This is a genomic window from Amycolatopsis thermalba, from assembly GCF_003385215.1.
GTDB classification, from domain to species: domain Bacteria; phylum Actinomycetota; class Actinomycetes; order Mycobacteriales; family Pseudonocardiaceae; genus Amycolatopsis_E; species Amycolatopsis_E thermalba.
The window spans coordinates 20,985-43,570 of record NZ_PQHW01000059.1 but is presented as its reverse complement, the minus strand read 5'-3'; the positions used below and the strand labels follow the sequence as shown (position 1 = coordinate 43,570).

General features: G+C 71.9%; 25 protein-coding genes. 12 read left to right on the top strand and 13 right to left on the bottom strand.

Annotated elements, in window-relative coordinates; translation table 11 throughout:
* A partial coding sequence (locus D0D15_RS22280; RefSeq protein ID WP_162830639.1) for a metallophosphoesterase occupies positions 1–873 on the bottom strand: 873 nt, incomplete at its 3' end.
* Positions 874–1,438: 565 nt separating this feature from the next.
* On the bottom strand, positions 1,439–3,601 hold the full coding sequence (locus tag D0D15_RS22275) for a transglycosylase domain-containing protein (RefSeq protein WP_094005556.1): 2,163 nt from the start codon (positions 3,599–3,601) through the stop codon (positions 1,439–1,441).
* A gap of 212 nt (positions 3,602–3,813) precedes the next feature.
* On the opposite strand from D0D15_RS22275, the gene D0D15_RS22270 reads away from it, so the two are divergent.
* Positions 3,814–4,104 carry a WhiB family transcriptional regulator gene (locus tag D0D15_RS22270; protein ID WP_094005557.1) on the top strand — a complete coding sequence of 97 codons (291 nt, stop codon included), beginning with the start codon at positions 3,814–3,816 and terminating at the stop codon, positions 4,102–4,104.
* Here D0D15_RS22270 and bagB read toward each other — a convergent pair.
* Both bagB and bagA read right to left on the bottom strand, forming a co-directional pair.
* The gene (gene bagB, locus D0D15_RS22265; RefSeq protein ID WP_094005558.1) at positions 4,101–5,216 is read right to left on the bottom strand and encodes an ATPase BagB; all 1,116 of its coding nucleotides are present in this window, start codon (positions 5,214–5,216) and stop codon (positions 4,101–4,103) included. The genes D0D15_RS22270 and bagB overlap by 4 nt on opposite strands.
* Positions 5,216–6,220, bottom strand: a complete 1,005-nt coding sequence (bagA, locus tag D0D15_RS22260) for an ATPase BagA (RefSeq protein WP_094005559.1) — start codon at positions 6,218–6,220, stop codon at positions 5,216–5,218. Before bagA ends, bagB begins: the two co-directional genes overlap by 1 nt.
* 71 nt (positions 6,221–6,291) lie before the next feature.
* Between bagA and sp36 the strand changes: the two genes are divergently transcribed.
* From sp36 to D0D15_RS22230, 6 genes are read left to right on the top strand one after another with little or no spacing between them, the layout of a single operon-like run.
* On the top strand, positions 6,292–6,453 hold the full coding sequence (gene sp36, locus D0D15_RS22255; protein WP_017985509.1) for a Sp36 family protein: 162 nt from the start codon (positions 6,292–6,294) through the stop codon (positions 6,451–6,453).
* Positions 6,450–6,905, top strand: coding sequence for a RidA family protein (locus tag D0D15_RS22250; protein WP_094005560.1), 456 nt, complete (start codon positions 6,450–6,452; stop codon positions 6,903–6,905). Before sp36 ends, D0D15_RS22250 begins: the two co-directional genes overlap by 4 nt.
* Positions 6,905–7,525, top strand: a complete 621-nt coding sequence (locus D0D15_RS22245) for a hypothetical protein (protein ID WP_094005561.1) — start codon at positions 6,905–6,907, stop codon at positions 7,523–7,525. The genes D0D15_RS22250 and D0D15_RS22245 overlap by 1 nt, the downstream gene beginning before the upstream one ends.
* A 33-nt stretch (positions 7,526–7,558) precedes the next feature.
* Positions 7,559–8,728: a hypothetical protein gene (locus D0D15_RS22240; RefSeq protein WP_094005562.1), complete on the top strand. Its 1,170-nt coding sequence runs from the start codon at positions 7,559–7,561 to the stop codon at positions 8,726–8,728.
* A 54-nt stretch (positions 8,729–8,782) separates the two neighbouring features.
* Positions 8,783–9,547, top strand: coding sequence for an NUDIX hydrolase (locus tag D0D15_RS22235; protein ID WP_094005563.1), 765 nt, complete (start codon positions 8,783–8,785; stop codon positions 9,545–9,547).
* Positions 9,544–10,314, top strand: coding sequence for an MBL fold metallo-hydrolase (locus D0D15_RS22230; protein ID WP_094005564.1), 771 nt, complete (start codon positions 9,544–9,546; stop codon positions 10,312–10,314). Before D0D15_RS22235 ends, D0D15_RS22230 begins: the two co-directional genes overlap by 4 nt.
* A 216-nt stretch (positions 10,315–10,530) precedes the next feature.
* Here D0D15_RS22230 and D0D15_RS37175 read toward each other — a convergent pair whose 3' ends face one another.
* The 4 genes from D0D15_RS37175 to D0D15_RS22205 form a co-directional block, all read right to left on the bottom strand.
* The gene (locus D0D15_RS37175; protein WP_233157271.1) at positions 10,531–10,683 is read right to left on the bottom strand and encodes a LysR substrate-binding domain-containing protein; all 153 of its coding nucleotides are present in this window, start codon (positions 10,681–10,683) and stop codon (positions 10,531–10,533) included.
* A 174-nt stretch (positions 10,684–10,857) separates the two neighbouring features.
* Positions 10,858–12,075, bottom strand: coding sequence for an MFS transporter (locus D0D15_RS22220; RefSeq protein ID WP_094005565.1), 1,218 nt, complete (start codon positions 12,073–12,075; stop codon positions 10,858–10,860).
* Positions 12,076–12,403: 328 nt separating this feature from the next.
* Positions 12,404–13,078, bottom strand: coding sequence for a Crp/Fnr family transcriptional regulator (locus D0D15_RS22215; RefSeq protein WP_017985500.1), 675 nt, complete (start codon positions 13,076–13,078; stop codon positions 12,404–12,406).
* Positions 13,079–13,376: 298 nt separating this feature from the next.
* Positions 13,377–13,625 (bottom strand): hypothetical protein, encoded by a 249-nt coding sequence (locus D0D15_RS22205; protein ID WP_094005566.1) that lies wholly within the window; start codon positions 13,623–13,625, stop codon positions 13,377–13,379.
* 152 nt (positions 13,626–13,777) lie between these two features.
* Between D0D15_RS22205 and nth the strand changes: the two genes are divergently transcribed.
* Genes nth through D0D15_RS22185 form a run of 4 tightly spaced genes read left to right on the top strand, consistent with a single transcriptional unit; the run spans position 13,778 to position 16,934 of the window.
* A complete protein-coding gene (nth, locus tag D0D15_RS22200; protein ID WP_094005567.1) occupies positions 13,778–14,461 on the top strand; it encodes an endonuclease III in 684 nt (227 codons plus the stop codon).
* Positions 14,458–15,048: a TlpA family protein disulfide reductase gene (locus tag D0D15_RS22195; RefSeq protein WP_094005568.1), complete on the top strand. Its 591-nt coding sequence runs from the start codon at positions 14,458–14,460 to the stop codon at positions 15,046–15,048. The genes nth and D0D15_RS22195 overlap by 4 nt, the downstream gene beginning before the upstream one ends.
* Positions 15,045–15,728, top strand: a complete 684-nt coding sequence (locus tag D0D15_RS22190; protein ID WP_094005569.1) for an NUDIX hydrolase — start codon at positions 15,045–15,047, stop codon at positions 15,726–15,728. Before D0D15_RS22195 ends, D0D15_RS22190 begins: the two co-directional genes overlap by 4 nt.
* A gap of 9 nt (positions 15,729–15,737) precedes the next feature.
* A complete protein-coding gene (locus tag D0D15_RS22185; RefSeq protein ID WP_094005570.1) occupies positions 15,738–16,934 on the top strand; it encodes a MarP family serine protease in 1,197 nt (398 codons plus the stop codon).
* A 159-nt stretch (positions 16,935–17,093) separates the two neighbouring features.
* Here D0D15_RS22185 and D0D15_RS22180 read toward each other — a convergent pair whose 3' ends face one another.
* From D0D15_RS22180 to nhaA, 3 genes are read right to left on the bottom strand one after another with little or no spacing between them, the layout of a single operon-like run.
* Positions 17,094–18,032 carry an alpha/beta fold hydrolase gene (locus D0D15_RS22180; RefSeq protein WP_094005571.1) on the bottom strand — a complete coding sequence of 313 codons (939 nt, stop codon included), beginning with the start codon at positions 18,030–18,032 and terminating at the stop codon, positions 17,094–17,096.
* A 17-nt stretch (positions 18,033–18,049) separates the two neighbouring features.
* A complete protein-coding gene (locus D0D15_RS22175; RefSeq protein ID WP_094005572.1) occupies positions 18,050–18,532 on the bottom strand; it encodes a phage holin family protein in 483 nt (160 codons plus the stop codon).
* A 38-nt stretch (positions 18,533–18,570) separates the two neighbouring features.
* Positions 18,571–19,824 carry a Na+/H+ antiporter NhaA gene (gene nhaA / locus D0D15_RS22170; protein WP_369806798.1) on the bottom strand — a complete coding sequence of 418 codons (1,254 nt, stop codon included), beginning with the start codon at positions 19,822–19,824 and terminating at the stop codon, positions 18,571–18,573.
* 87 nt (positions 19,825–19,911) lie between these two features.
* On the opposite strand from nhaA, the gene D0D15_RS22165 reads away from it, so the two are divergent.
* Positions 19,912–21,369 (top strand): peptide MFS transporter, encoded by a 1,458-nt coding sequence (locus D0D15_RS22165; RefSeq protein WP_094005574.1) that lies wholly within the window; start codon positions 19,912–19,914, stop codon positions 21,367–21,369.
* On the opposite strand, the gene D0D15_RS22160 is transcribed toward D0D15_RS22165, so the two are convergent.
* Together D0D15_RS22160 and D0D15_RS22155 are read right to left on the bottom strand one after the other, a co-directional pair.
* A complete protein-coding gene (locus tag D0D15_RS22160; RefSeq protein WP_094005575.1) occupies positions 21,366–22,094 on the bottom strand; it encodes a VIT1/CCC1 transporter family protein in 729 nt (242 codons plus the stop codon). The genes D0D15_RS22165 and D0D15_RS22160 overlap by 4 nt on opposite strands.
* Positions 22,095–22,145: 51 nt before the next feature.
* Positions 22,146–22,496, bottom strand: coding sequence for a nuclear transport factor 2 family protein (locus D0D15_RS22155; RefSeq protein ID WP_094005576.1), 351 nt, complete (start codon positions 22,494–22,496; stop codon positions 22,146–22,148).
* Positions 22,497–22,586: the final 90 nt, after the last annotated feature.

Sequence of the window (22,586 nt, the reverse complement as noted above, 5' to 3'; positions counted from 1 at the left end):
TCGGAAGTGTATAGGAGACAGGTAGGGGGAGGGGCCCAGCCCGGCCGACACGTGGGGCGACAGGTGGGCGCGCCAGCGGGAGGCTCCGCGGGCGCGGCTGCGGTCCAGCTCACAGTTGGTGACGAGGGCGCCGATGCCGGGGATGCGGAGCTGGCCGCCGTGGGTGTGGCCGGCGAGGACGAGGTCGTAGCCGTCGGCGGCGAAGGGGTCCAGGATGCGTGGTTCGGGCGAGTGGGTGACGCCGAGGCGCAGGGTGGCGGCTTCGGCGGGGCCGGCGATCTCGCCGTAGCGGTCGCGGCGCAGGTGGGGGTCGTCGAGGCCGGCGGCGAACACCGTCTGCCCGGCGACGGTGAGGGTGCGCCGGACGTGGGTGAGGTCGTGCCAGCCGTGTTCGATGAAGGCCGCGCGGAGGTCGCGCCACGGGAGTTTCTTGCCGTGGATGCGCTTCTTCTTGCCGCGGGGCATGAGGTAGCGGGCGGGGTTCTTGGGTTTGGGCGCGTAGTAGTCGTTGCTGCCGAAGACGAACAGGCCGGGCCGCTCCAGGAGGGGGCCGAGGGCGCGCAGGACGGCGGGGACGGCCTTGGGGTGGGCGAGGTTGTCGCCGGTGTTGACGACGAGGTCGGGTTCGAGCCGGTCGAGCGCGGCGACCCAGCGTTGCTTGGCCTGTTGCCCGGGCAGCATGTGCAGGTCGGAGACGTGCAGGACGCGCATGGGTCGCGCGCCGGGCGCGAGGACGGGCAGTTCGGCGGTGCGGAGCACGTAGTGCCGCCGCTCGATGCCGGAGGCGTACCCGACGGCGGCGGCCCCGAGAGCGACCGTCCCGGCGGCGAGGCGTTTGGCTGTCAGCTGGTGGCTGTCACGGACCGTGCTCACGAAGCCCAGGATACGGGTCGGTAGCGACTCCCGGCCGCCGGCGAAGCGACCCCGGCGGCGGGTGGGGGCGGAACCGGTGACAGGAGGCCCAGACCTCTGCGACGCGCACGGCGGCCGGGCGCCTCGGCGGGTTCGGCCCGGTGAACTGGGCACGGCGGCGGGTGGGCCCGGTCGGAAACGGTGACACGCGGCCGAGACCTCCGCGCAGTACGCGCACGGCGGCCGGGCGGGCCGAGCTCGCGCTGCGTGGCGGGCCCGGCCTCGGCGGGTTCGGCCCGGTGAACCGGCCACGGCGGCGGGTGAGCCCGATCGGAACCGGTGACGGGCGGCCCGTTCTCTTGCGCAAAACGCGCGGCGGCCGGGCGGGCGGGCCCGGTGAACCGGCCACGGCGGCGGGTGGCCCGGCCCCGTGCCCGTGCCGGGCCACGGTGCGGCGGGTCGGACCTGGGCGAGCTCGGCCCGGTGAACCACGCTGGCCGGGCCGGGCCCAGAGCCGCCCGGGGCGTCTGGCCCCGGGCGGCCGAACCCACCGCTCCCGGTGGGCTCAACTCCCCGGGAGCGCTCCTCAGCGCACCCGTTCGTAGCGTGGGTCGGACGGTGGGAGCGGCAGGATCGGGTCGTTGGGCCCGAGGATCTTGCTCACCGCGCCGAACCAGGTCCGCGCGGGCGTCTTGCCACCGAACATGTTGCCTTCGGAACAGGTGTAGACGTTGCCGGGGCCGCCATCGCACAGGCCGCCGCTGCCGCCCTCCGGCCGGAAGACCATCGCGGCGCCCGCGAGCTGCGGCGTGCCGCCGACGAAAGCCGCCGAGCCGTTGCTCTGCGTGGTACCGGTCTTGCCGATCATCGGCCGGTTCCAGCCGACCTGGCCGGCCGCCGCGGCCGCGGTTCCGCCGGGCAGGTCGTCCTTGCTCATGCCCTGCGCGAGGCTGTTGGCGGCGGCCTCGTCCATCACCTGCTCGCACGGCTGCTCGTTGATCGGGATCGGCTTGCCGTCGCGGTCCTGCACCTGGGCGATCGGTGTGGGCGGGCACCACACGCCGCCGCTGAGGATGGTCGCCGCGACGTTGGCCATCTCCAGGTTGCTGGTTGCCGACACCCCGAGCGTGAACGAACCCTGCCCGGGCGATTTGTCGGTGGGCCCGAAGTACGCGGTCTGGGTCTTGTTCTCACCCTGGTTCTTCGACTCCGGCTTCACCTCGCCGCCACCGATGTTGCGGGTCATCGTCTCGCGCAGGCCGAGCTTGCTCGCCATGTCGACGATCGGGGCCATCCCGGTGCGCTCCTCGAGGATGACGAACGCGGTGTTGGGCGAGGTCTGCAGCGCCTGCTGCAGCGTCATGGTCCGGGTGCCGCCCTCGTAGTCGGTGGCGTTGCCCAGGCAGTACGCATAAGTCCCTTGCGCCACGAGCGGGCACCGCCCCCGGGCGCCACCGGTGAACACGTTGGACACGTAGAAGTTCGGCACCTCGATGGTGTCGTAGATGCCCATCACCCGGTTCTGGATCGCCGCCGCCGAGGTGAAGATCTTGTAGCTCGACCCGGCACCGCCGGTGTTGTAGACGCCCGACGGCAACGCGTAGGTCGTCTGCCCGGCGCTGGCGTCCGTGCCGTAGTCGCGGTTCGCGGCCAGCGCCACCACCTCGTGCCGGTTCTTGCCGGGCCGCACCAGCGACAGCACGTTCGCGACGTTCTTCTGCGTCTTGCTGACCTGGGTCTGTGCGGACATCTTCGCCTCGTGGTTGGCGCGCTGGTCCATCGTCGTGCGGATGGTGTAGCCGCCGGTGTAGAGGTCGTCCTTGTCCATGCCGTGCGAGAGCAGGTAGTCCTCGACGTACTGGCAGAAGAACCCGTTCTCCGGCCCGGCGCCGACGCAGTTGGCGGCCGGCTTGGACGGCCCGCCCGGCACCACGCCCAGCGGCTCGGTCTTCATCCGCTCGGCGTCGGCCTTCGACAGCTTCAGGTTGTCGACCATGCGGTCCAGCACCAGGTTGCGGCGCTCGGTGGCGCGGTCCGGGTGGCTCCACGGGTCGTAGAACGGCGGGTTGTTGACCATGCCGGCGAGCAGCGCGGCCTGGGTGACCGACAGCTTGTCCGCGGTGGTGTTGAAGTAGGCCTGCGCGGCCGCCCCGACGCCGTAGATCTTGCGCGAGAACTCGACGACGTTGAGGTAGCTGGTGAGGATCTGGTCCTTGCTCATCTGGTTCTCGAGCTGGATCGCGATCCGCGCTTCCTTCAGCTTGCGGGCGATCGACTGCTCCTGGGCCTTCTGCTGGCCCACCTCGTCGTCCCGGTAGATGACGTTGATGAGGTAGTTCTTGACGTACTGCTGGGTGAGCGTCGACGCGCCCTGGGTGTCGCCACCGGCGCTGTTGCTCAGCGCGGCGCGCAGCGTGCCCTTCCAGTCCACGCCGTGGTGCTCGTAGAAACGCCGGTCCTCGGTGGAGACCAGCGCCCATTTCATGGCCTCGTTGATCTGATCACCGGCCGTCGGGATGCGGTACTGGTCGTACAGCGTGGCGATTTGGTTGCCTGCCGAATCCGTGATGGTGGTGACCAGCGGCGGTGGCACGTTCGCGAGTTCGGCGGACATGCTGTCGACCGTCTCGCTCGCCCTGTTCGACGCGACCCCGGCGGCGCCGACCACGGGGAACAGCACCCCGGCGACGAGGATTCCCGCGAGCAGGCACAGGCCGAGCAGTTTGAACAGACCATCCGTCTTGCGCACATCACCAGCGTAGTGGGAACCGGCGTTCCCCCGCCGGGCCGCGTCCGCTGAATACCACGGGAACGCCGGGTCCGCGACGTATTCCGGTAACGAATTTCCATCGGGCTCTTGGCGGCGGGAACCGTCGGCCTCTACAGTCCGTCAACGTCTCACGTAGTGCGGAGCCGGGGAGGCTCCGGGTGAGCAGGCACATCACGAGGGGAGCTTGGGGGATGGAATCCACACCACAGAGCTGGCGCGTCCGCGCCCTCTGCCGGGACGCGGATCCGGATGAGCTGTTCGTGCGGGGAGCGGACCAGAACCGGGCCAAACTGGTCTGCATGGGGTGCCCGGTGCGCACGGAATGCCTGGCCGAGGCGCTGGACAACCGCATCAGCTTCGGCATCTGGGGCGGGATGACCGAACGGGAGCGGCGCGCGCTGCTGCGCCGCCGTCCCGAGGTCGAATCGTGGTCGGAGCTGCTGGATTCGGCTCGGAAGGACTTCGCCGAAGCGGCGTCCTAGGACGCCAAGCGGTCGCCGATCTCCCGGAGTCCGCCGAGGTCGTGCACGTCGCTGGGGAGCGCGGGCACCTCGACCAGGGGGACTCCGGGATGCGCGCGCGTGAAGCGCGCCAGCAGCCGCTTCTCGCGGTCGGCCAGGGCCACCCGGTCGGCGTGCAGCTGCAGCACCGCGGTGGCCAGCGGGGCGGTCGACTCCAGTTTCTCGGCCGCGGACAGCGCCGCCGTGGCCGACAGGTCCGCCAGCACCGGGTGGGTGCGGTTCGCGACCAGCCCGGCCAGCGGCATGTTCTCACCGCCCAGCCGTTCCACGAAGTAGCTCGCCTCGCGCAGGGCGTCCGGCTCCGGCGCGGCCACCACCAGGAACGACGTGCCCTCCGAGCGCAGCAGCTCGGCGGTCTTGCGGGCGCGTTCCCGGAACCCGCCGAACATGCTGTCGAAGGCCTGCATGAACGCGGACGCGTCGGCCAGCAGCTGCCCGCCGATGATCGTCGACACGGCCTTCGCGAAGATCGAGAACCCGGTGCTGACCACCTTGCGGATACCCCAGCCGCCGGCCTTCGCCGGGCCGGTGAGCAGCCGGATCATGCGCCCGTCCAGGGCGCTGGACAGCCGGTTCGGCGCGTCCAGGAAGTCCAGCGCGGACCGGCTCGGCGGGGTGTCGACGACGATCAGGTCCCACTCGTCGGTGGCCGCGAGCTGGCCCAGCTTCTCCATCGCCATGTACTCCTGCGTGCCGGAGAACGACGTGGAAATGGTCTGGTAGAAGGGGTTCGCGAGCAGCGCCTCGGCGCGTTCCGGCCCGGCGTGGGTGCGCACCATGTCGTCGAAGGTGCGCCGCATGTCGAGCATCATCGCCCACAGCTCGCCCTTGGGCTCGAACCCGGCGACCGACACCTGCCGCGGGTGGTTGCCCAGCTCCCGCAGCCCGAGCGCCTGCGCGAGCCGCCGCGCCGGGTCGATGGTGAGCACCACCGTCTGGCGTCCGCGTTCGGCGGCGCGCAGCGCGAGCGCGGCGGCGGTGGTGGTCTTGCCCACCCCGCCCGAGCCGCAGCACACGACGATCCGCGTCTTCGGGTCGTCGATCAGGGCGTCGACGTCGAGCCGCTCGGTCATCAGCGCACCCCCTGGTCGGTCAACGACTCGGCGAGGTCGTAGAGCGCGGCGAGGTCGATGCCGCCGGACTCCTCCGGCACCTCCAGCGTCGGCAGGTCCGCCTCGGCGAGCTGCTCCCGCGCCCGCTGCTCGGCGGCGACCCGGATGGCGTGCTCGACGGTCTCCGCGACCAGGGCGTCCATCGTGGCGTCCGGCAGGTCGAGCCCGGCCGAGGCCAGCCCGCTGCGCACCCGGGAGGCGTCCACCCGCCCGTCCGCGGCCGGGGTCACCGACCGGGCGGGCAGCCGCGGCGGCCGCACCCGGTTGACCAGCACCGCGCCCGGCCGGAGGTCGGCTCCGTCCAGCTCGGCCACCGCCTCCACGGTCTCGCGCACCGGCATCTCCTCCAGGAGGGTCACCAGGTGCACGACCGTCTCCTCGGAGTGCAGCAGCCGCACCACGCCCTCGGCCTGGCCGCGGATCGGGCCGGCCTTCGCCAGGTCGGTCAGGGCCTTGGTGACGTCGAGGAACTTGACCACGCGGCCGGTCGGCGGCGCGTCGACCACGACGGCGTCGTAGACATGCCTGCCGTCCGGGCCGGTCCGCCCGACGCACTCCTTGATCTTGCCGGTGAGCAGCACGTCCCGCAGGCCCGGCGCGAGCGTGGTGGCGAACTCGATCGCGCCCATCCGCCGCAGCGTCCGGCCCGCGAAGCCCAGGTTGTAGAACATCTCGAAGTACTCGAGCAGCGCCGCTTCCACGTCGATGTGCAGGGCCCGCAGCTCACCGCCGCCGGGCACCGCCGCGATCCGCTGCTCGGCGTACGGCAGCGGCTCGGTGTCGAAGAGCTGGGCGAACCCCTGCCTGCCCTCGACCTCGACCAGCAGCACGCGCCGCCCGTGGCTGGCCAGCGCGATCCCGAGTGCCGCGGCCATGGTCGTCTTGCCGGTGCCGCCCTTGCCGGTGACGAAGTGCAACCGGGCGCGGGCGAGCTCGTCGGTCCATCCGGCCAGGGGTGTGCTCACACGATCCAGCGTAAGCCAGCGATCACGCCGCCGCCGCGAGGAGAGCTTCACACCACCACTAGATTGACCCCATGAGCGCCACGAAGTGGGAGTACGCCACGGTTCCGTTGCTGATCCACGCGACCAAGCAGATCCTCGACCAGTGGGGTGAGGACGGCTGGGAGCTGGTCACGGTGCTGCCGAACCCGAGCGGGGAGCAGCACGTCGCCTACCTGAAGCGGGCCAAGGCATGAGCTGGGGCGAGCGTCTGGCCGAACTGGGGATCGAGCTGCCGAGCGTCCCCGCGCCGGTGGCTGCCTACGTGCCGGCTGTCCGCAGCGGGTCGCAGGTCTACACCTCGGGTCAGGTGCCGTTCGTCGAGGGCAAGCTGCAGGCGACCGGCAAGGTCGGGGCCGAGGTGAGCCCGGAGGAGGCCAAGCGCTACGCGCGGACGGCGGCGCTGAACGCGCTCGCGGCGGTGGACGCGCTCGTCGGTCTCGAATCGATCGTCCGGATCGTGAAGATCGTCGGGTTCGTCGCGTCCGCGGAGGGGTTCACCGGCCAGCCGGCTGTGATCAACGGCGCGTCCGAGCTCTTCGGCGAGATCTTCGGCGACGCGGGCGCGCACGCCCGCTCGGCGGTGGGTGTGGCCGAGCTGCCGCTGGGGGCACCGGTCGAGGTCGAACTGATTGTCGAGGTGAGCTGATGGACCCGGATATCGAAGCCTCGTGTCATGAGCTGTTGCTGCGGCTGGCCGGCCGCATGCCCGACCGCCTGCTCTGGCGTTACCGGGACTGGCTGGGCGAGGGCGCGATGTCGACCTTGGCTCGAACCTTGCCGCGCACGCTGCTCAAGCACAACATCGATCTCGACCAGCCGGAATACCGCCTGCTCGTGGCGGGTCTCGTGCCGCACGGCGCGGACTGGCACCAGGTGAGTTCGACCCTGGGGGTGGACGAGGTCGGCGAGAACCGGTACACATTCACCCCGAGTGCACCCGATCAGGTGAACTCGGTTGACTCGGTGTCCGCGCTCGTCCACGCCACCCTGCGGGGCCGGCCGGACGTCGGCGAGGTGCGGCAGAGCTGGCGTCAGCGCACGGGGGAGGAATCCAAGCGCGTGCTGCTGATCACGGCCCTGTCGGGACTGCCGAGGCTGACCGGGGAGCTGCAGCGGGTCCTGCGGGTGCTGGGGGACGAGGAACCCAGCGTCGAGGTGATGCCGCCGCGGTTCGAGCTGCCGGAGTACCACCAGGCCGCACTGGCGAGCTCCGAGCTCGTCTGCGTCGGTGCGGTGGACACCGGGAACCGGCTCGTCGCCGCGTAACGGCACTCCTGCCGAGCTGGAGGGAGAAGCTAGATGGTGGACGTCCACGACGGGATCGCGGGCGACGGGTTCGCGGTGCCGTTGCGGCTGCACAACCTGTTGCTGGGGCTGGCAGGCCGCCTGGACGACAGCCTGCTGTCGGAGGCGCGTGAGCTGGTCGCGCGAGCGCGCCTCGACGAGGCCGCCGAGCTGACCACGGGCGCGCTGATCGCGGGCCGCCTGCCGGTCCGCGAGGCGGAGCGGCACGAGCTGGCGCTGGTCCTGGAGCTGACGCGGTCGGACGCGACGCTCGCCGACCAGCTGGTGGTGAACGACCCGGAGGCCGAGACCGGCGTCGTGCACCGCTTCACCGGCGACGACCAGCCCGAGCAGGGCATCGCCGACGCGCTCGACCGCACCCTCCAGGTGCTGCCGGACCTGCGGTCGGTGCACGCGGTGTGGCGCAACACCCCGGCCGGCAGCGTGCCGGGCCCGCTGCCGCAGCGCGTGGTGCTCGTCGAGATCGGCCCGGAGGGCAACCCGCCGGCCGCCGCGTACCGCATCGACGCCGCCCTGCGGCGCGCCGGGATCCGGTCGGTCGTCGAGGTCACCGGGCCGTCCACCGAGCGCTCCCGCTACCACGAGCAGGCGCTCACCGCGGCCACCGCCGTCTGGCTCTCCGGCGGGGCCGTCCCGTCGTCCGCTCCCACGGCGCCGGCGCAGCGCCAGGGCTCCGGCCGGCATGTGGCGCACGCCACGGTCGCCGCCGGGGACGAGCCCGAGGAGCCCGAACCTCCGGCCGCGCCGGAGACCACCACCACCGAAGTGGCCGCCGAGACCGAGACGACCGAGGTCGTCCGGTCCCCGGGCGGGCCGGGCCACATGTTCAAGCCGCGCGAGGAGGGCCCCGAGCCCAGCCGCGTGGAGAACACCATGGACATGACGTCCGAGGAGGTCGCGCAGCTGCGGGCGCAGCTGGCGGCGGAGGACGGCGAGAAGCCCAGAGCCGTGGCTTCGGCGACGATCGGCCCGGGTGAAGTGATCGAAATCCCGGAACTCGACCTCAACGACCCGCAGCTGTCCGAGCGCGACCGCCAGCTCCTGCGTGAGCTGCACGCCGAGCTCGCCGAGCGGGAACGCGCCGAGGCCGCCAAGGTGCGGGCCAACGGTTCCGGGCGGCCCGAGGACGACCCGCGCTGGGTCGACGGCTTCTCCGGTTCCTGATTACCCCGTAAGTTGCCTCGTGTGGTGCAACTTGATTTCCGGATCCCGGGGAGCATGAACTTCTCCGACGCGGTGCCGGCCGAACCGGCCGTGCCCCGCGACGCGGCGACGGTGCTGTTGCTGCGGGACGGCGACGACGGTCTCGAAGTCTTCCTCCAGCGGCGGGTGAACGCGATGGCGTTCGCCGCCGGCATGACGGTCTTCCCCGGCGGCGGGGTGGACCAGCGCGACGCCGACGCGACGATCGCGTGGGCCGGGCCGCCCGCCACCGACTGGGCGAGCTGGTTCAACGGGACCGAGCAGGTCGCGCGGGCCCTGGTGTGCGCGGCGGTGCGGGAGACGTTCGAGGAGTCCGGGGTGCTGCTCGCCGGCACGGCCGACGAGGTGGTCACCGACACCGCGGAGTACGCCGGGGCGCGGGAGGCGCTGGTGTCGCGGGAACTGTCGCTGGCCGACTTCCTGGCGCGCGAAGGGCTGACGCTGCGTTCCGACCTGCTGCGCCCGTGGGCGCACTGGATCACGCCGGCGCAGGAGAAGCGCCGCTACGACACCCGGTTCTTCGCCGCGATCCTGCCCGCCGGCCAGGAGGCCGACGGCAAGACCACCGAGGCCGAGTCGTCCGGCTGGTGGCGCCCGGCCGACGCGCTGGCCGACGCGGAGGCGGGTCGCAGCACGCTGATGCCGCCGACCTGGTACACCCTGAGCGAGCTGGCGGAGTTCGGCACGGCCGCGGAGGCGCTGGCCAGCGAGCGCACGGTCGAGGCGATCATCCCGAAGCTGATCCGCGAGGGCGACGTGATCCGGGTGGTCGCGGAATGAGCCACCCCGCGTACGGCGTGCGCCGCGAGGTCTCGCCTTCCGCCGCGGTCGTGCTGGAGAACAACCCGTCCACGATGACGCTGGAGGGCACGAACACGTGGGTGCTGCGGGCGCCCGGCTCGGCCGAGTGCGTCATCGTCGACCCCGGCTACCAGGACCTCGATCACCTGTCGCTGCTCGCCGAGCAGGGGCCGGTGGCGGTGATCCTGCTCACCCACCACCACCCCGACCACGTCGAGGGCGCGCCGTGGCTGGCCGAGCGGGTGCAGGCGCCGGTGCGGGCCTTCGACGCGGCGCTGTGCCGGGACGCGGGCCCGTTCGCCGACGGTGACGTGATCTCCGCCGGGGGTTTGGACATCGAGGTCCTGCACACGCCCGGCCACACCGGCGACTCGGTGTGCCTGCGCGTCGGCGACCAGGTGCTGACCGGTGACACGATCCTCGGCCGCGGCACCACGGTGCTCACCGACCTCGGCGCGTACCTGGACTCCCTGCGGCGGCTGATCGAGCTGCCGTCCGGGCTGCCGGCGCTGCCCGGGCACGGCCCGGAGATGGCCGACCTGCGGGCGGTCGCGCAGGAGTACCTGGACCACCGCGAGCAGCGGCTGGCCCAGGTGCGGGCGGCGCTGGAGAAGCTGGGCGCGGACGCCACCGCGCGCCAGGTGGTGGAGCTGGTGTACGCGGACGTGGACCGGGCGCTGTGGGCGCCCGCCGAACACAGCGTCAACGCGCAGCTGGCGTACCTGCGGTCCCACCGGCCTGGGTGAGGCCGCTCCGCGCGGGCGGCGCGGTCGTAGCGCAGGTTGTGCAGGGCCGGTGTGTCCGCGTCCGGCAGCCACAGGACCCGCCGTGCGCGCCGGCTCGCCGGCCAGCGGCACGAACACCACGCCCGAGCGGCGCAGGCTGTGCGTCGAACGGGCCAGCTGGAAGATCCCGACCCCGGCGGCCACCAGCCCGAGCAGGCTCGGCACGCTGGACGATCTTCAGTCGGCCCGCCGGAAGTCCTCGTCGTACTCGCGGTGCCACGGCGGCCACGAGCCGCGCTCGGCCAGCACCCAGGGTTCGTCCGCGAGGTCGGCCAGCGTCAGCTCGTCCAGGCTGGCGAGCGGGTGCCCTTCCGGCAGGACGGCGCACACCTGCTCGACCGCCAGCGCGCGCGGCGAGCCCGTCGACCAGCGACGGGCGGCTGAACGCGGCGTCGTAGTGGCCGTCGCGCAGCCCCGCGACGAGGGAGGAGACCGAGGTGTCCTCGGTGCGCGGCCGGACGTCTGGGTCGCGCTCGCGGAAGGCGTCAGCCGCTCGACGGCCGTCTAGGGCACCAGGACCTGCTCGCGCGGTGCCTTCACCGTGCCGCGCAGCAGGTACACCACCGCGGCGATCACCAGCGCCGACGCCGTCGCGGCGAGGAACGCCGTCGACGGGCCCGAGTGCTCGACCAGGTAGCCGCTGACCGACTGCCCGAACGCCAGTCCCAGCGTCACCGCGGTCAGCACCCAGCCGAAGGCCTCGGCCGCGGTGCCCTTCGGCGCGACCAGTTCGATCGCGGCCGAGTGCGTGGCCGACTGCGGGGTGATCAGCGCACCGGCGGCGAGCATCGCGATCGCGAGGCCCCACAGCGTCGACGGCCAGGCCAGCAGCGCCACGAGCACCCCGAACCCGGCCAGCAGCACCGGCAGGCGCAGCGACATCTCCCGCGGCCACGGCCGCAGGCTGTAGGCCACGCCGAACGCGACCGAGCTGACCGACCACACCGACAGCAGCACCCCGCCGAGCGTCGGTTCCCCGGCCTCGGTGGCCGCGGCGGGCACGGCGACCTCGACGAACCCGATCACCACACCGAACCCGAGTGCGGCCAGGGCGAGGGTGCGCATGCCCGGGCTGCTCAGCGCGCCCAGCAGCGACCGGTGCGTCCGGCCGGCCGGTCCCCACGCCCGCACGGCCGGGCTCAGCGCGAACAGGGTCGCGCCGACCACCATGCACGCGCCGCCGGCCACCATCCCGGTGCCCGGCCACGGCGCGGCGACCAGCAGACCGGCCAGGCCGGGGCCGAGGATGAAGAACACCTCCATGCTGATCGCCTCGTAGGCGTAGGCCGCGTTGCGCGTCGCCTCGGCGGGCACCAGCCGTCCCCACAGCGCCCGCGAGGCCGAACCGACCATCGGCTCCGTGATGCCGATCCCGAACGCGAGCGCGACGAGCACCGGGGTCGCCGCGTGGGCCTCGATCGCGAGCGAGAGTGTCACCAGGATCACCGCGAACATCGCCGCGGTGGACAGCAGCGGGCGCGTCGGGCCGAAGCGGTCGATGAGCCTGCCCTGCACGACCGACCCCACCGCGACGCCGACGAGCGAGCTGGCCGACACCAGCCCGGCGACGGCGAACGACCCCATCTCCTGCTGCACGTAGAGCAGCGCGGACAGGCCGATCATCGCGATCGGCAGGCGCGCGAGGATGGACGCGATCACCGGACGGGTCGCGCCCGGCGTGGTCAGGGCAGCACGGTAGTCGGCGAGGGAAGTCTGGGACACGCGTACCAGTATGCCTCAGACTGGTACGCCGGTACCAGTTGATTACCGCTCAGGTCTCGGTTCGGTAACGGCGGGACTTTTTCGCCGGACCGACGCAACGAACCCGCAACGGGCGCGTCTGTGAGGGTGAACGGCCTTGAACTTCGGGGTACTGGCCGTGGCAAGGTTGACAAATAGATATAGCTCCCTCCGGCGAAGGGTCGGGGCCAGAACCGGAGGGCGGGGAGCGCGGTCTGTCGGGGGATGGCCCGCGCGAAATGCAAAGGAACCGGTGCGCCACGTCGGGGGTGGCGCCCGGTTCCTTTGTTTTTGCTGGTGTGGCGCTGGGTCAGCGGGCGCGGCGGGCCAGCCGCTCCGGGTCCAGGATCAGCACTGACTTGCCCTCGAGCCGCAGCCAGCCGCGGTGCGCGAAGTCCGCCAGCGCCTTGTTCACGGTCTCCCGCGAGGCGCCGACGTACTGGGCGATCTCCTCCTGCGTCAGGTCGTGCGTGACCCGCAGGATGCCGGCCTCCTGGCTGCCGAACCGCTGCGCCAGCTGCAGCAGCGCCCGCGCCACGCGGCCCGGGACGTCGGTGAAGATCAGCTCGGCGACCATGTTGTTCGTCCGGCGCAGCCTGCGGGCGATGACCCGCAGCAGCTGCTCGGCGATCTCCGGCCGGTTCGCGATCCACTTGCGCAGCGACGGCCGGTCCATCGACACCGCCCGCACCTCGGTGACCGTCGTCGCGGTCGAGGTGCGCGGGCCGGGGTCGAAGATGGACAGCTCGCCGAACATGTCCGAGGGACCGGCGATCCACAGCAGGTTCTCCCGGCCGTCGGCCGACTTGCGGCCGATCTTCACCTTGCCGGACAGGATGATGTACAGCTTGTCGCCGGGCTCGCCCTCGGAGAAGATCACATGACCCCGCGGGAACTCCACAGTTTCCAGGGTCTGGGCGAGCGCCTCAGCCGCGGCCGGCTCCACCCCCTGGAAGATGCCCGCCCGGGCCAGGGTCTCGTCCACCTCGTGCCTCCTCGTCGGTGGCGACCGTGTTCCCGCGAACCGGGGCGTGTCGCCGATCACTTGCGTGCAGTCTAGGCCGTTCGGACGAGATCGCCTCAGGGCACGCCGAGGACAGACCGATCACCGCCCGGCCGGGCGAGGGCGATCTCGCTCCGAGGGAACAGCCTAACTGTCGCGCGAAGCGCGTCCGCTGAGGGTGGTGGTGGGCGACGGGCGGGACTAACTGTCGCGCGAAGCGCGTCCGCTGAGGGTGGTGGTGGGCGACGGGCGGGAGTAACCGTCGCTGAATCGGTTGAGGTCAGCGGGTCTTCCGGGGGCGCAACTTGGCCGCGCGACCACCCAGGCGGCGCAGCCGGAACAGCTCCAGCGCGCGACCGATGCCGTGCCCGTAGAGCGCCCTGACCTCGTTGGGCCGGGCCTGCTCCAGGAACTCCTCGACCTCTTCCTCCTGGACCGCGACGTGGCGCAGCCGGTGCTCAACTCGCTCCATCGCCAGCGCGAAGAACATCATCACGAGTGGCACCGCTACTACGAACCAGACAGTCATCGGTTCTGATCCTCGCTCATCACGGGTTCGGGGGTGGTGTCCGGGGTCCGGCGTGTCGGCTTCCGTAGGCTAGCGGCGTGCCGAATGCGTCTCGTGTTAGCCCCGCCAAGGGGGAAGAGAGCCGCCTCGCGCTCGTGAGACGCGCACGCCGCATGCTCCGTTGCCTGACCGAGGCGTATCCGGACGCACACTGTGAGCTGGACTTCACCACGCCGCTGGAGCTGCTGATCGCGGTCGTGCTGTCGGCGCAGACCACGGACGTGCGGGTCAACGAGGTGACTCCCGCCCTGTTCGCCCGCTACCGCACCGCGGCCGATTACGCCGGCGCGAACCGCACCGAGCTGGAGGAGCTGATCCGGCCCACCGGCTTCTACCGGGCCAAGGCCAACTCGCTGATGGGGCTGGGCGCGGCGCTGGTCGAGCGGTTCGGCGGCGAGGTGCCGCGCAAGCTGGACGACCTGGTCACGTTGCCCGGCGTCGGCCGCAAGACCGCGAACGTCGTGCTCGGCAACGCCTTCGACGTGCCCGGGATCACGGTCGACACGCACTTCGGCCGCCTGGTGCGCCGCTGGGGCTGGACCGCGGAGGAGGACCCGGTCAAGGTCGAGCACGCGATCGGCGAGCTGATCCCCCGCAAGGAGTGGACGATGCTCTCGCACCGGGTGATCTTCCACGGCCGCCGCGTCTGCCACGCCCGCAAACCGGCCTGCGGCGCGTGCCCGCTGGCCCGCGACTGCCCCTCCTTCGGCACCGGCCCGATCGAGTTCGAGGAGGCCGCGAAGCTGGTCAAGGGCCCGGAGCGGGACCACCTGCTCGCGATGGTGACCCAGCGGTGACGACGGCGACCAGGTGGGCGCTCGCCGTGGGGCTGCTGGTGCTCGCGGTGATCATCGCGGTGCTGCCGCAGGTGCGGTCGGACGACACGCCCACGGGCCCGGACCTGACCGCCGCCCGGGCCGCCGCCGCGCTGGCGCCGTGCCCGTCCGGCACCGGCGAGGTGGCCCAGCTGGCGGGCGTGCGCGCGGAGTGCCTCGGCGACGGGTCCACCGTCGACCTGGGCAGCGCGCTGGCCGGCCAGGTGACGCTGGTCAACGTCTGGGCCACCTGGTGCGAGCCGTGCCGGACCGAGCTGCCCGTGCTCCAGCGGTACGCGGACGAGCCGGGCGCGGCGCGGGTGCTCACGGTGCAGGTCCAGAGCAAGCCGGACGACGGGCTGGCGCTGCTCGCCGAACTCGGGGTGCGCCTGCCGACCGTGTTCGACGGCGACGGCGGGACCGGCCCGGTGCGCGGCGCGCTGAAGGTGCCGCCCGCGTTGCCCACGTCCTACCTGGTCACCGCGGACGGCCAGGTCCGCCTCATCGAAAGCCCACGCACCTTCACCGATCCTGAGCAGGTGCGTGAGGTCGTGCGGAGGCTGTCGTGAACGGACCGCTCGTCGAACCGGCGTCGGTGCCGGACTGGCTGCGCCCGCTGGTCGAGATCAGCGGTGACCTCGACTCGACCGCGTTCACCCGGTTCACCCCGCCCGAGGACGAGTTCACCCGCGCCGCGTCGGTGCTGATCCTGTTCGGCCACGGCGAGCGCGGACCGGACGTCCTGCTGCTGCGCCGCGCCGACACGCTCGGCTCGCACGCCGGCCAGGTGGCTTTCCCCGGCGGCGGCGCCGATCCCGAGGACGCCGACGCGGTCGCCACCGCGCTGCGCGAGGCCGAGGAGGAGACCGGGGTCGACCCGTCCGGGGTGCGGCCGGTCGCGGTGCTGCCGGAGCTGTTCATCCCGGTGTCCCGGTTCGCCGTGACGCCGGTGCTCGCCCACTGGCACGCGCCCTCGCCGGTGCACGCCGTCGACCCGGCGGAGACCGCGGCGGTGGCCCGGGTGCCGCTGGCCGACCTGGCCGATCCGGCCAACCGGTTCCAGGTGCGCCGGTCCGGCACCACGTACCAGGGGCCGGCGTTCACCGTGAACGGTTTGTTCGTGTGGGGCTTCACCGCGGGACTGCTGACCGTCCTGCTCGAACTGGGCGGCTGGGCACGTGAGTGGGATCGCGGCGACGTCCGGGATCTTGACGTAGCGTTGCGCGATCATCTGCTCGCGACCGACTGAGGAGACGCGGTGAACTGGGTCGACGTCCTGGTCATTCTGCTGGCGCTGGTGGCGGCGGTCTCCGGCGCGCGTCAGGGCGTCGTGATCGCGTTGCCCGCGCTGGTGGGCGTGATCGGCGGTGCGATCCTCGGCATCCGCATCGCGCCGTGGGTCGTCGAGCTGTTCGAGAACCCGGCCGCCAAGGTCGCCTTCGCCGTCGCGACGGTCGTGTTCCTGGTCGCGCTCGGCGAGACGCTCGGCGTGTGGCTGGGGCGGCGGTTCAAGTACGCGGTCAAGCGGCGGGTCAACACCGACAAGCTGACCGGCATCGACCAGACGCTCGGCGCGATCGTGCAGGCCGTCGTGGTGTTCGTGGTGGCGTGGCTGATCGCGGTGCCGCTGACCGGGGTCGCGGCGCTGCCCGGCCTGGCGCGCGCGATCAACAACTCGACGGTGCTGGGCACGGTCGACAAGGCGATGCCGCCGGCCGCCGAGGGTCTGCCCAGCGAACTGCGGAAGCTGCTCGACGTCTCCGGATTCCCGTCCATTGTGGACCCGTTTCAGAAGACGCAGATCAACGACACCGCGCCGCCGGACACGACGCTGCAGGACAGCGCCGTGGTGCAGCAGCTGCGCGGGAGCGTGCTGAAGATCCGCGGCACCGCCGAGTCGTGCTCGCGCACGCTGGAGGGCAGCGGGTTCGTGATCGCGCCGCAGCGGGTGATGACGAACGCGCACGTGGTGGCGGGCACGGAGACGACGGCGGTGGAGACCTCGGCCGGCCGGCTGCCCGCGCGGGTCGTGTACTTCGACCCGGAGGTCGACGTCGCGGTGCTCGCGGTGCCCCGCCTGGAGGCGGCGCCGCTGAGCCTCGCGCCCGAGCCGGCGAAGGCGGGTGACAGCGCGATCGTCCTCGGCTACCCGCTGGACGGCCCCTACCGCGCCACGCCCGCCCGCATCCGCAGCGAGATCACGCTGCAGGGCCCGGACATCTACGATTCGCGCACCGTGCGGCGGGACGTCTACACCGTGCGGGCGCAGGTGCGCAGCGGCAACTCGGGCGGCCCGCTGGTGGATCCGCAGGGGCAGGTCGTCGGCGTGGTGTTCGGGGCCTCGGTGGAGGACTCCGACACCGGCTTCACGCTGACCGGCAACCAGGTGCGCCCGGTGATCGAATCGGCGCCGTCCCTGAGCGCGCGGGTCTCCACCGGCGCCTGCGCCGCCTGACCCCCCGCGAGTCCCACGCTCCCGTCCGCGAGTCCCACGCTCAGGCGCGCGAGTTCTGCGTTCGCGGCCGCGAGTTCCACGCTCCGGGCGGCGAGTCCCACGCTCGCGCCCGCGAGTTCCACGTTCAGCCGCGTGAGTTCCGCCCGCCGTCTGGCGCCGTCAGGCCTTCGCCAGGAAGTCCAGCAGCGTCTTGGTCGTCTCGGCGGGTGCTTCGAGCTGCGGGAAGTGGCCGACGTCCGCCAGCTCCTCCAGCGCCGAGTGCGGCCCCCGCCACGGCGCGGACGCCCGGGCGGTCTCCGGTAGCACGCACGGGTCCGCGGCGCCGTGGATCTGCAGCACCGGCGCCGCCACCCGGGTGCCGACCGCGTCCGCGAACCGGCGTCCTTCGCCGCGGAACTGGGCCCGGAACGCCCACCGGTAGTACTCCAGCGCGCTGTGCGCCACGCCCGGGATCCGCACCGCCTCGCGGAACATCGCGGCGCTGGTGTCGAAGTCGGCGGTGGCCGTCCACCGCGGACCGGACCAGGCGCGCAGCAGGGTCTCCAGGTTGGCCCCGTCGTCCTCGGTGAGCCACCGCTCCGGCGCCATCGGCACCTGGAACCGGAACAGGTGCGCCAGCGCCCGCGTCTGGTTGGACCGCTTGCGGCGGAACGCGGTGCGGGCGAGCGCGCTGCGCAGGGCCAGCGGGTGGGCCCCACCCAGCACCGTCACCGACGCGACCACCCGCGGGTGCATCGCGGCCGCGGTCCAGGCCAGCAGCCCGCCCCACGCGTGCCCGACCAGGTGCGCCTGCCGTTCGCCGAGCGCGCGGACCAGGCCGGCGACGTCACCGGCCAGGGTCCAGGCGTCGTAGCCGCGCGGGGGTTTGTCCGAATCGCCGTAACCACGCAGATCGGCCGCCACCGCGTGGTAACCCGCGTCGGCCAGGGCGGTGAGCTGGTGCCGCCAGGTCCACCAGAACTGCCCGAAGCCGTGCAGGAACAACACCAGCGGCCCGTGCCCGGCCTCGGCGACGTGCAGCCGGATGCCGTTCGCGGACACGTCGCGGTGCGCCCAGGGCCCGTCGATCCGGACGATGGACGGGTCGGGCGGCGTCACGGTCGCGACTGAGCGGTTCAGCTGTGTTCGGGGACGGTGTCCCGGCGCGGCTTGAGGGCCGCGGCGGTGTCCTTGACGCTGGTGATCGTGCGCTCCGGCGCCCGGATCTTCTTGACCTTGCGCCAGCCGAGCAGGCCGAACAGGCCGGCGACCAGCAGCATCAGCAGGAACACGATGCCGAACGCGGCCCAGCGCTTGAGCCACTCGGACAGCAGCTCGCCGAGGAAGAAAAAGAAGAAGAACGAGCTGTAGAGCCCGATCACCCCGGCGACGATGAAGAAGACGCTGCCCTTGACGCCCTTCTTGACCTCGCCCACGACCTCGGACCTGGCCAGCTCGACCTCGGCCCTGACCAGGGTGGACAGGTGCTGGGTCGCCTGGCTGACGAGGCTCCCGATCGACTGGCCGTCGGCGGAGGACTCGGCCTCCGGGCTCAGCGGGATGTAGGGCACGGCCCCGTGGGCATCCCGACCGTTGCGTTCGTGCTCCTGGCTGCTCACGGGGGTCATCGTGCCAGAAGACCCCACCCGGGGCTCGGTTAGTCCTCCGCAGCGGCGTGTACCTTGTTCCGCCGCACCAGCATCGCCGCCCCGGCCAGCGAGCACACCGCGGAGGCCAGCAGCACCGCGGTGCGGGCCAGTTCGCTCGCCTCGCCCTCCAGCGCGAGGTCGGCGATCAGCAGCGACACCGTGAACCCGACGCCGCCGAGCAGCGACAACGCCGCGATGTCCCGCCAGCCGACCCCGTTCGGCTTCTCCGCGAGCCGCAGCTTCACCGCCGCGAAGCAGGCCCCGAAGATGCCGACCGCCTTGCCCACCACCAGCCCGAGAAACACCGCCAGCGGCACGGCCTCGGTGAACACGCGGCCGAGCGATTCGCCGCTGACCGCGATCCCGGCGGCGAACAACGCGAACACCGGCACGGCCACCGCCGCCGACCACGGCTGCAACCGGTGCTCCAGCCGGATCGCCGGCGCCTCCTCCTCGCCCTGGTCCGGGCGCACCCGCGTGAGCAGGCCCAGCGCGACCCCGGCGATGGTGGCGTGCACGCCCGCCGAGTGCACCGCGACCCACACGACGATCGCGAGCGGCACGTAGATCCACGCCGTGCGCACGCGCTTGTACTGCAGGAACGCGTACAGCGCGAGCGACACCACCGCGACCAGCGCGGCCACCAGGTTGAACGACGTGGTGAACAACACGGCGATGAGGAAGATCGCACCCAGGTCGTCGACCACGGCCAGCGACAACAGGAAGACCCGTGCGCTGCTGGGCAGGTTGGACGCGGTGAGCGCCAGGACACCGAGGGCGAACGCGATGTCGGTCGCGGTCGGGATCGCCCACGCCCGGTCCATGCCCTCCGCGCCGCCACCGACGACCAGGGCGACCGCGGCGGGCACGACCATCCCGCCGACGGCGGCCACGATCGGCAGCACGGCCTTCTTGAGCTGCGACAACTCGCCGACCACCAGTTCCCGCTTGAGCTCCAGCCCGGCGACGAAGAAGAACAGGGCCAGCAGGCCGTCCTTGGCCCAGTCGCCGACGGACAGGTCCAGGTGCAGCAGGTGCGGTCCGATGTGGAAGTCCCGCACCACCCGGTAGGACTCGCCGAGCGGGGAGTTGGCCCAGAGCAGGGCGATGGCGGTGGCGGCGAGCAGGATCATGCCGCCGGTGGTCTCGGTGCGCAGGTAACGCACGAACTCGGCGGCGGCTTGGCGCGGCTGGCCCACGAATGACTCCTCCGGGATCGATCGGGCTGTTGCCGACCAGACTTCCCGGCGCACCGTCAACATCATACCTTACGGGCCGGTAACAACATCCCGGGAAAGCGTCGTAGCATGTCACTCGCCAACGTTGTCTAGACCTCAAGGGCGGCGGCAGTGACGACCTCTACCGAGGCGAAGCGCGACGCGCGGTTCTTCGGGCACCCGATCGGTCTCGCGAACCTGTTCGGCGTCGAGATGTGGGAACGCTTCTCGTACTACGGGATGCTCGGCATCCTGCCGATCTACCTCTACTACTCGGTCGCCGAGGGCGGCCTCGCGATGCCGGAGGCCACCGCCACCAGCATCGTCGGGGCCTACGGCGGTCTGGTGTACCTGTCCACGATCGTGGGCGCGTGGGTCGCCGACCGCCTGCTGAGCTCCGAGCGCACGCTGTTCTACAGCGCGGTGCTCATCATGATCGGCCACATCAGCCTGGCGCTGCTGCCCGGTTTCCTCGGGATCGGCGTCGGCCTGGCCTGCGTCGCGGTCGGCAGCGGCGGGCTGAAGGGCAACGCGACCGCGGTCGTCGGCACGCTCTACGGCGAGCAGGACCCGCGGCGCGACTCCGGCTTCACGATCTTCTACATGGGCGTCAACCTGGGCGCGTTCATCGGCCCGCTGCTCACCGGGCTCGCGCAGAGCGAGGTCGGGTTCCACCTCGGGTTCGGCCTGGCCGCGATCGGCATGGCCATCGGCCTGACCCAGTACACGATCTTCCGGCGCAACCTGCCCGACACCGCCCGCGAGGTCCCGAACCCGCTGCCGGCGCGGCGGCGGCCCGCGGTCGGCGGCGTGCTGGTGGTGCTGGTCGGCGTCATCGTGCTGGCCGTGCTGACCGGGATCGTCACCGCGGCGAACCTGTCCGACGTGGTCGTGTGGATCGTCGGCATCGCGTCGGTGGGGTACTTCGCGGTGATCCTGACCAGCCGCAAGATCACCGCCATCGAGCGGCGGCGGGTGCTGGCGTTCATCCCGATGTTCATCGCGAGCGCCGCGTTCTGGTCGCTGTACCAGCAGCAGTTCACCGTGGTCGCGGTGTACTCGGACCAGCGGCTGGACCGCGACCTGTTCGGCTGGGAGATGCCGGTGAGCTGGGTGCAGTCGATCAACCCGGTGTTCATCCTGCTGCTCGCGCCGGTGATGGCCGCGATCTGGATCAAGCTGGGCGAGCGCCAGCCGTCGACGCCGATCAAGTTCGCGCTCGGCACGTCGGTGATGGGGGCGGCGTTCCTGCTGTTCCTGTTCTTCGCCGGCGGCACCGGGAACAGCACGCCGCTGCTCGCGCTGGCCGGGATCCTGGTGGTGTTCACGGTCGCGGAGCTGATGCTGTCCCCGGTGGGGCTGTCCCTGTCGACGAAGCTGGCGCCGGACGCGTTCCGCACGCAGATGGTCGCGCTGAACTTCCTGTCGGTCTCGCTGGGCACCGCGCTGTCCGGCTCGCTGGCCGAGTACTACGGCACCGACCACGAGGCCGCGTACTTCGGCGTCGTCGGCGGAGCGGCCATCGCGATCGGTGTGGTGCTGGCGCTGATCAGCCCCTTCGTGCGGAAGCTGATGTCCGGCGTGCGCTAGCCCGCGGTGATGCCGAACAGTGCGCCGACGTAGTAGGTGACCAGCATCGTCAGCGCGCCGACCCCCACGTTGCGGATCACCGCGCGGCGCACCCCGGCGTTGCCGAGGCGGGCGCTGGTGTATCCGGTCAGCGCCAGGCCCACGACGACGGCGATGGCGCACGTCCACACCCGCCAGGAGGTCGGCGGCAGCGCGATCGCCAGCAGCGGGATGAGCGCGCCGAGGGAGAACGACACGAACGACGCCCACGCGGCCTGCCACGGGCTGGTCAGGTCATCCGGGTCGATGCCGAGTTCGGCTTCGGCGTGGGCCGCGAGGGCGTCCTTCTCCGACAGTTCGCGGGCCACCCGCTCGGCCAGTTCGCGGGACAGGCCCTTGTCCTCGTAGATGTCGGCGAGTTCCCGTTCCTCGGCCTCCGGCATGGTCTTCAGTTCTTGTTTCTCGAGCTTGAGCGCGGCCTGTTCGGTATCGCGCTGGGTGCTCACCGAAACGTATTCCCCGCCGGCCATGGAAAGCGCGCCGGCGACCAGTCCGGCTATTCCGGCCATCAGAATGGCGCCGTGGTCGGTGGTCGCCCCGGCGACCCCGACGACGAGCCCGGCGACGGACACGATCCCGTCGTTGGCCCCGAGAACCCCGGCGCGCAGCCAGTTCAGCCGGCTGCCCAGGCTCTCGTGGTGGGGTTCGTGCGCGTGGGCCGCAGCGGCGTCCTTCGTCTCGGTCACGTCATTATTGAAGCATCCCGCGGCGAATTTCCCGCATTAGCTGAGACTTACCTAAATCTCCGCGGAACCCTCGCGGTAAATCTTCGCGGCCGCGATCCGCCCGTCGCGGAAACGGTAGAAACCGGCGATCGCGAAGGTGTGCTCGGTGCCGTCGGCGGTGAGCGTCTCGGTGAGCTGCGCCGCGGCCTGGTCACCCGAAGCGATGACGTTGTCGATCGTCAGCGTCGGCAGGAGCCCGCGCATCGCGCCCTCGAACAGGTCGGCCAGTTCCGCGCTGCCGCGGACGGTCGTGGTGCCGGTGATCCAGGTGGCGTCGTCGGTGAACCCGGCGAGCAGGGCGGCGAGGTCGCGTTCGTTGAACGCCCGCACGTGCGTGTCCAGCGCGGACAGGAGATCGGTCACCTGTGGATCTTGGCAGGTGCGCACGCGGAGGAAAAGTCCGGCCGCCGGTGTCGAGATCCGGTGAACGGCTCCGTCCCCGGTGCGAACGCG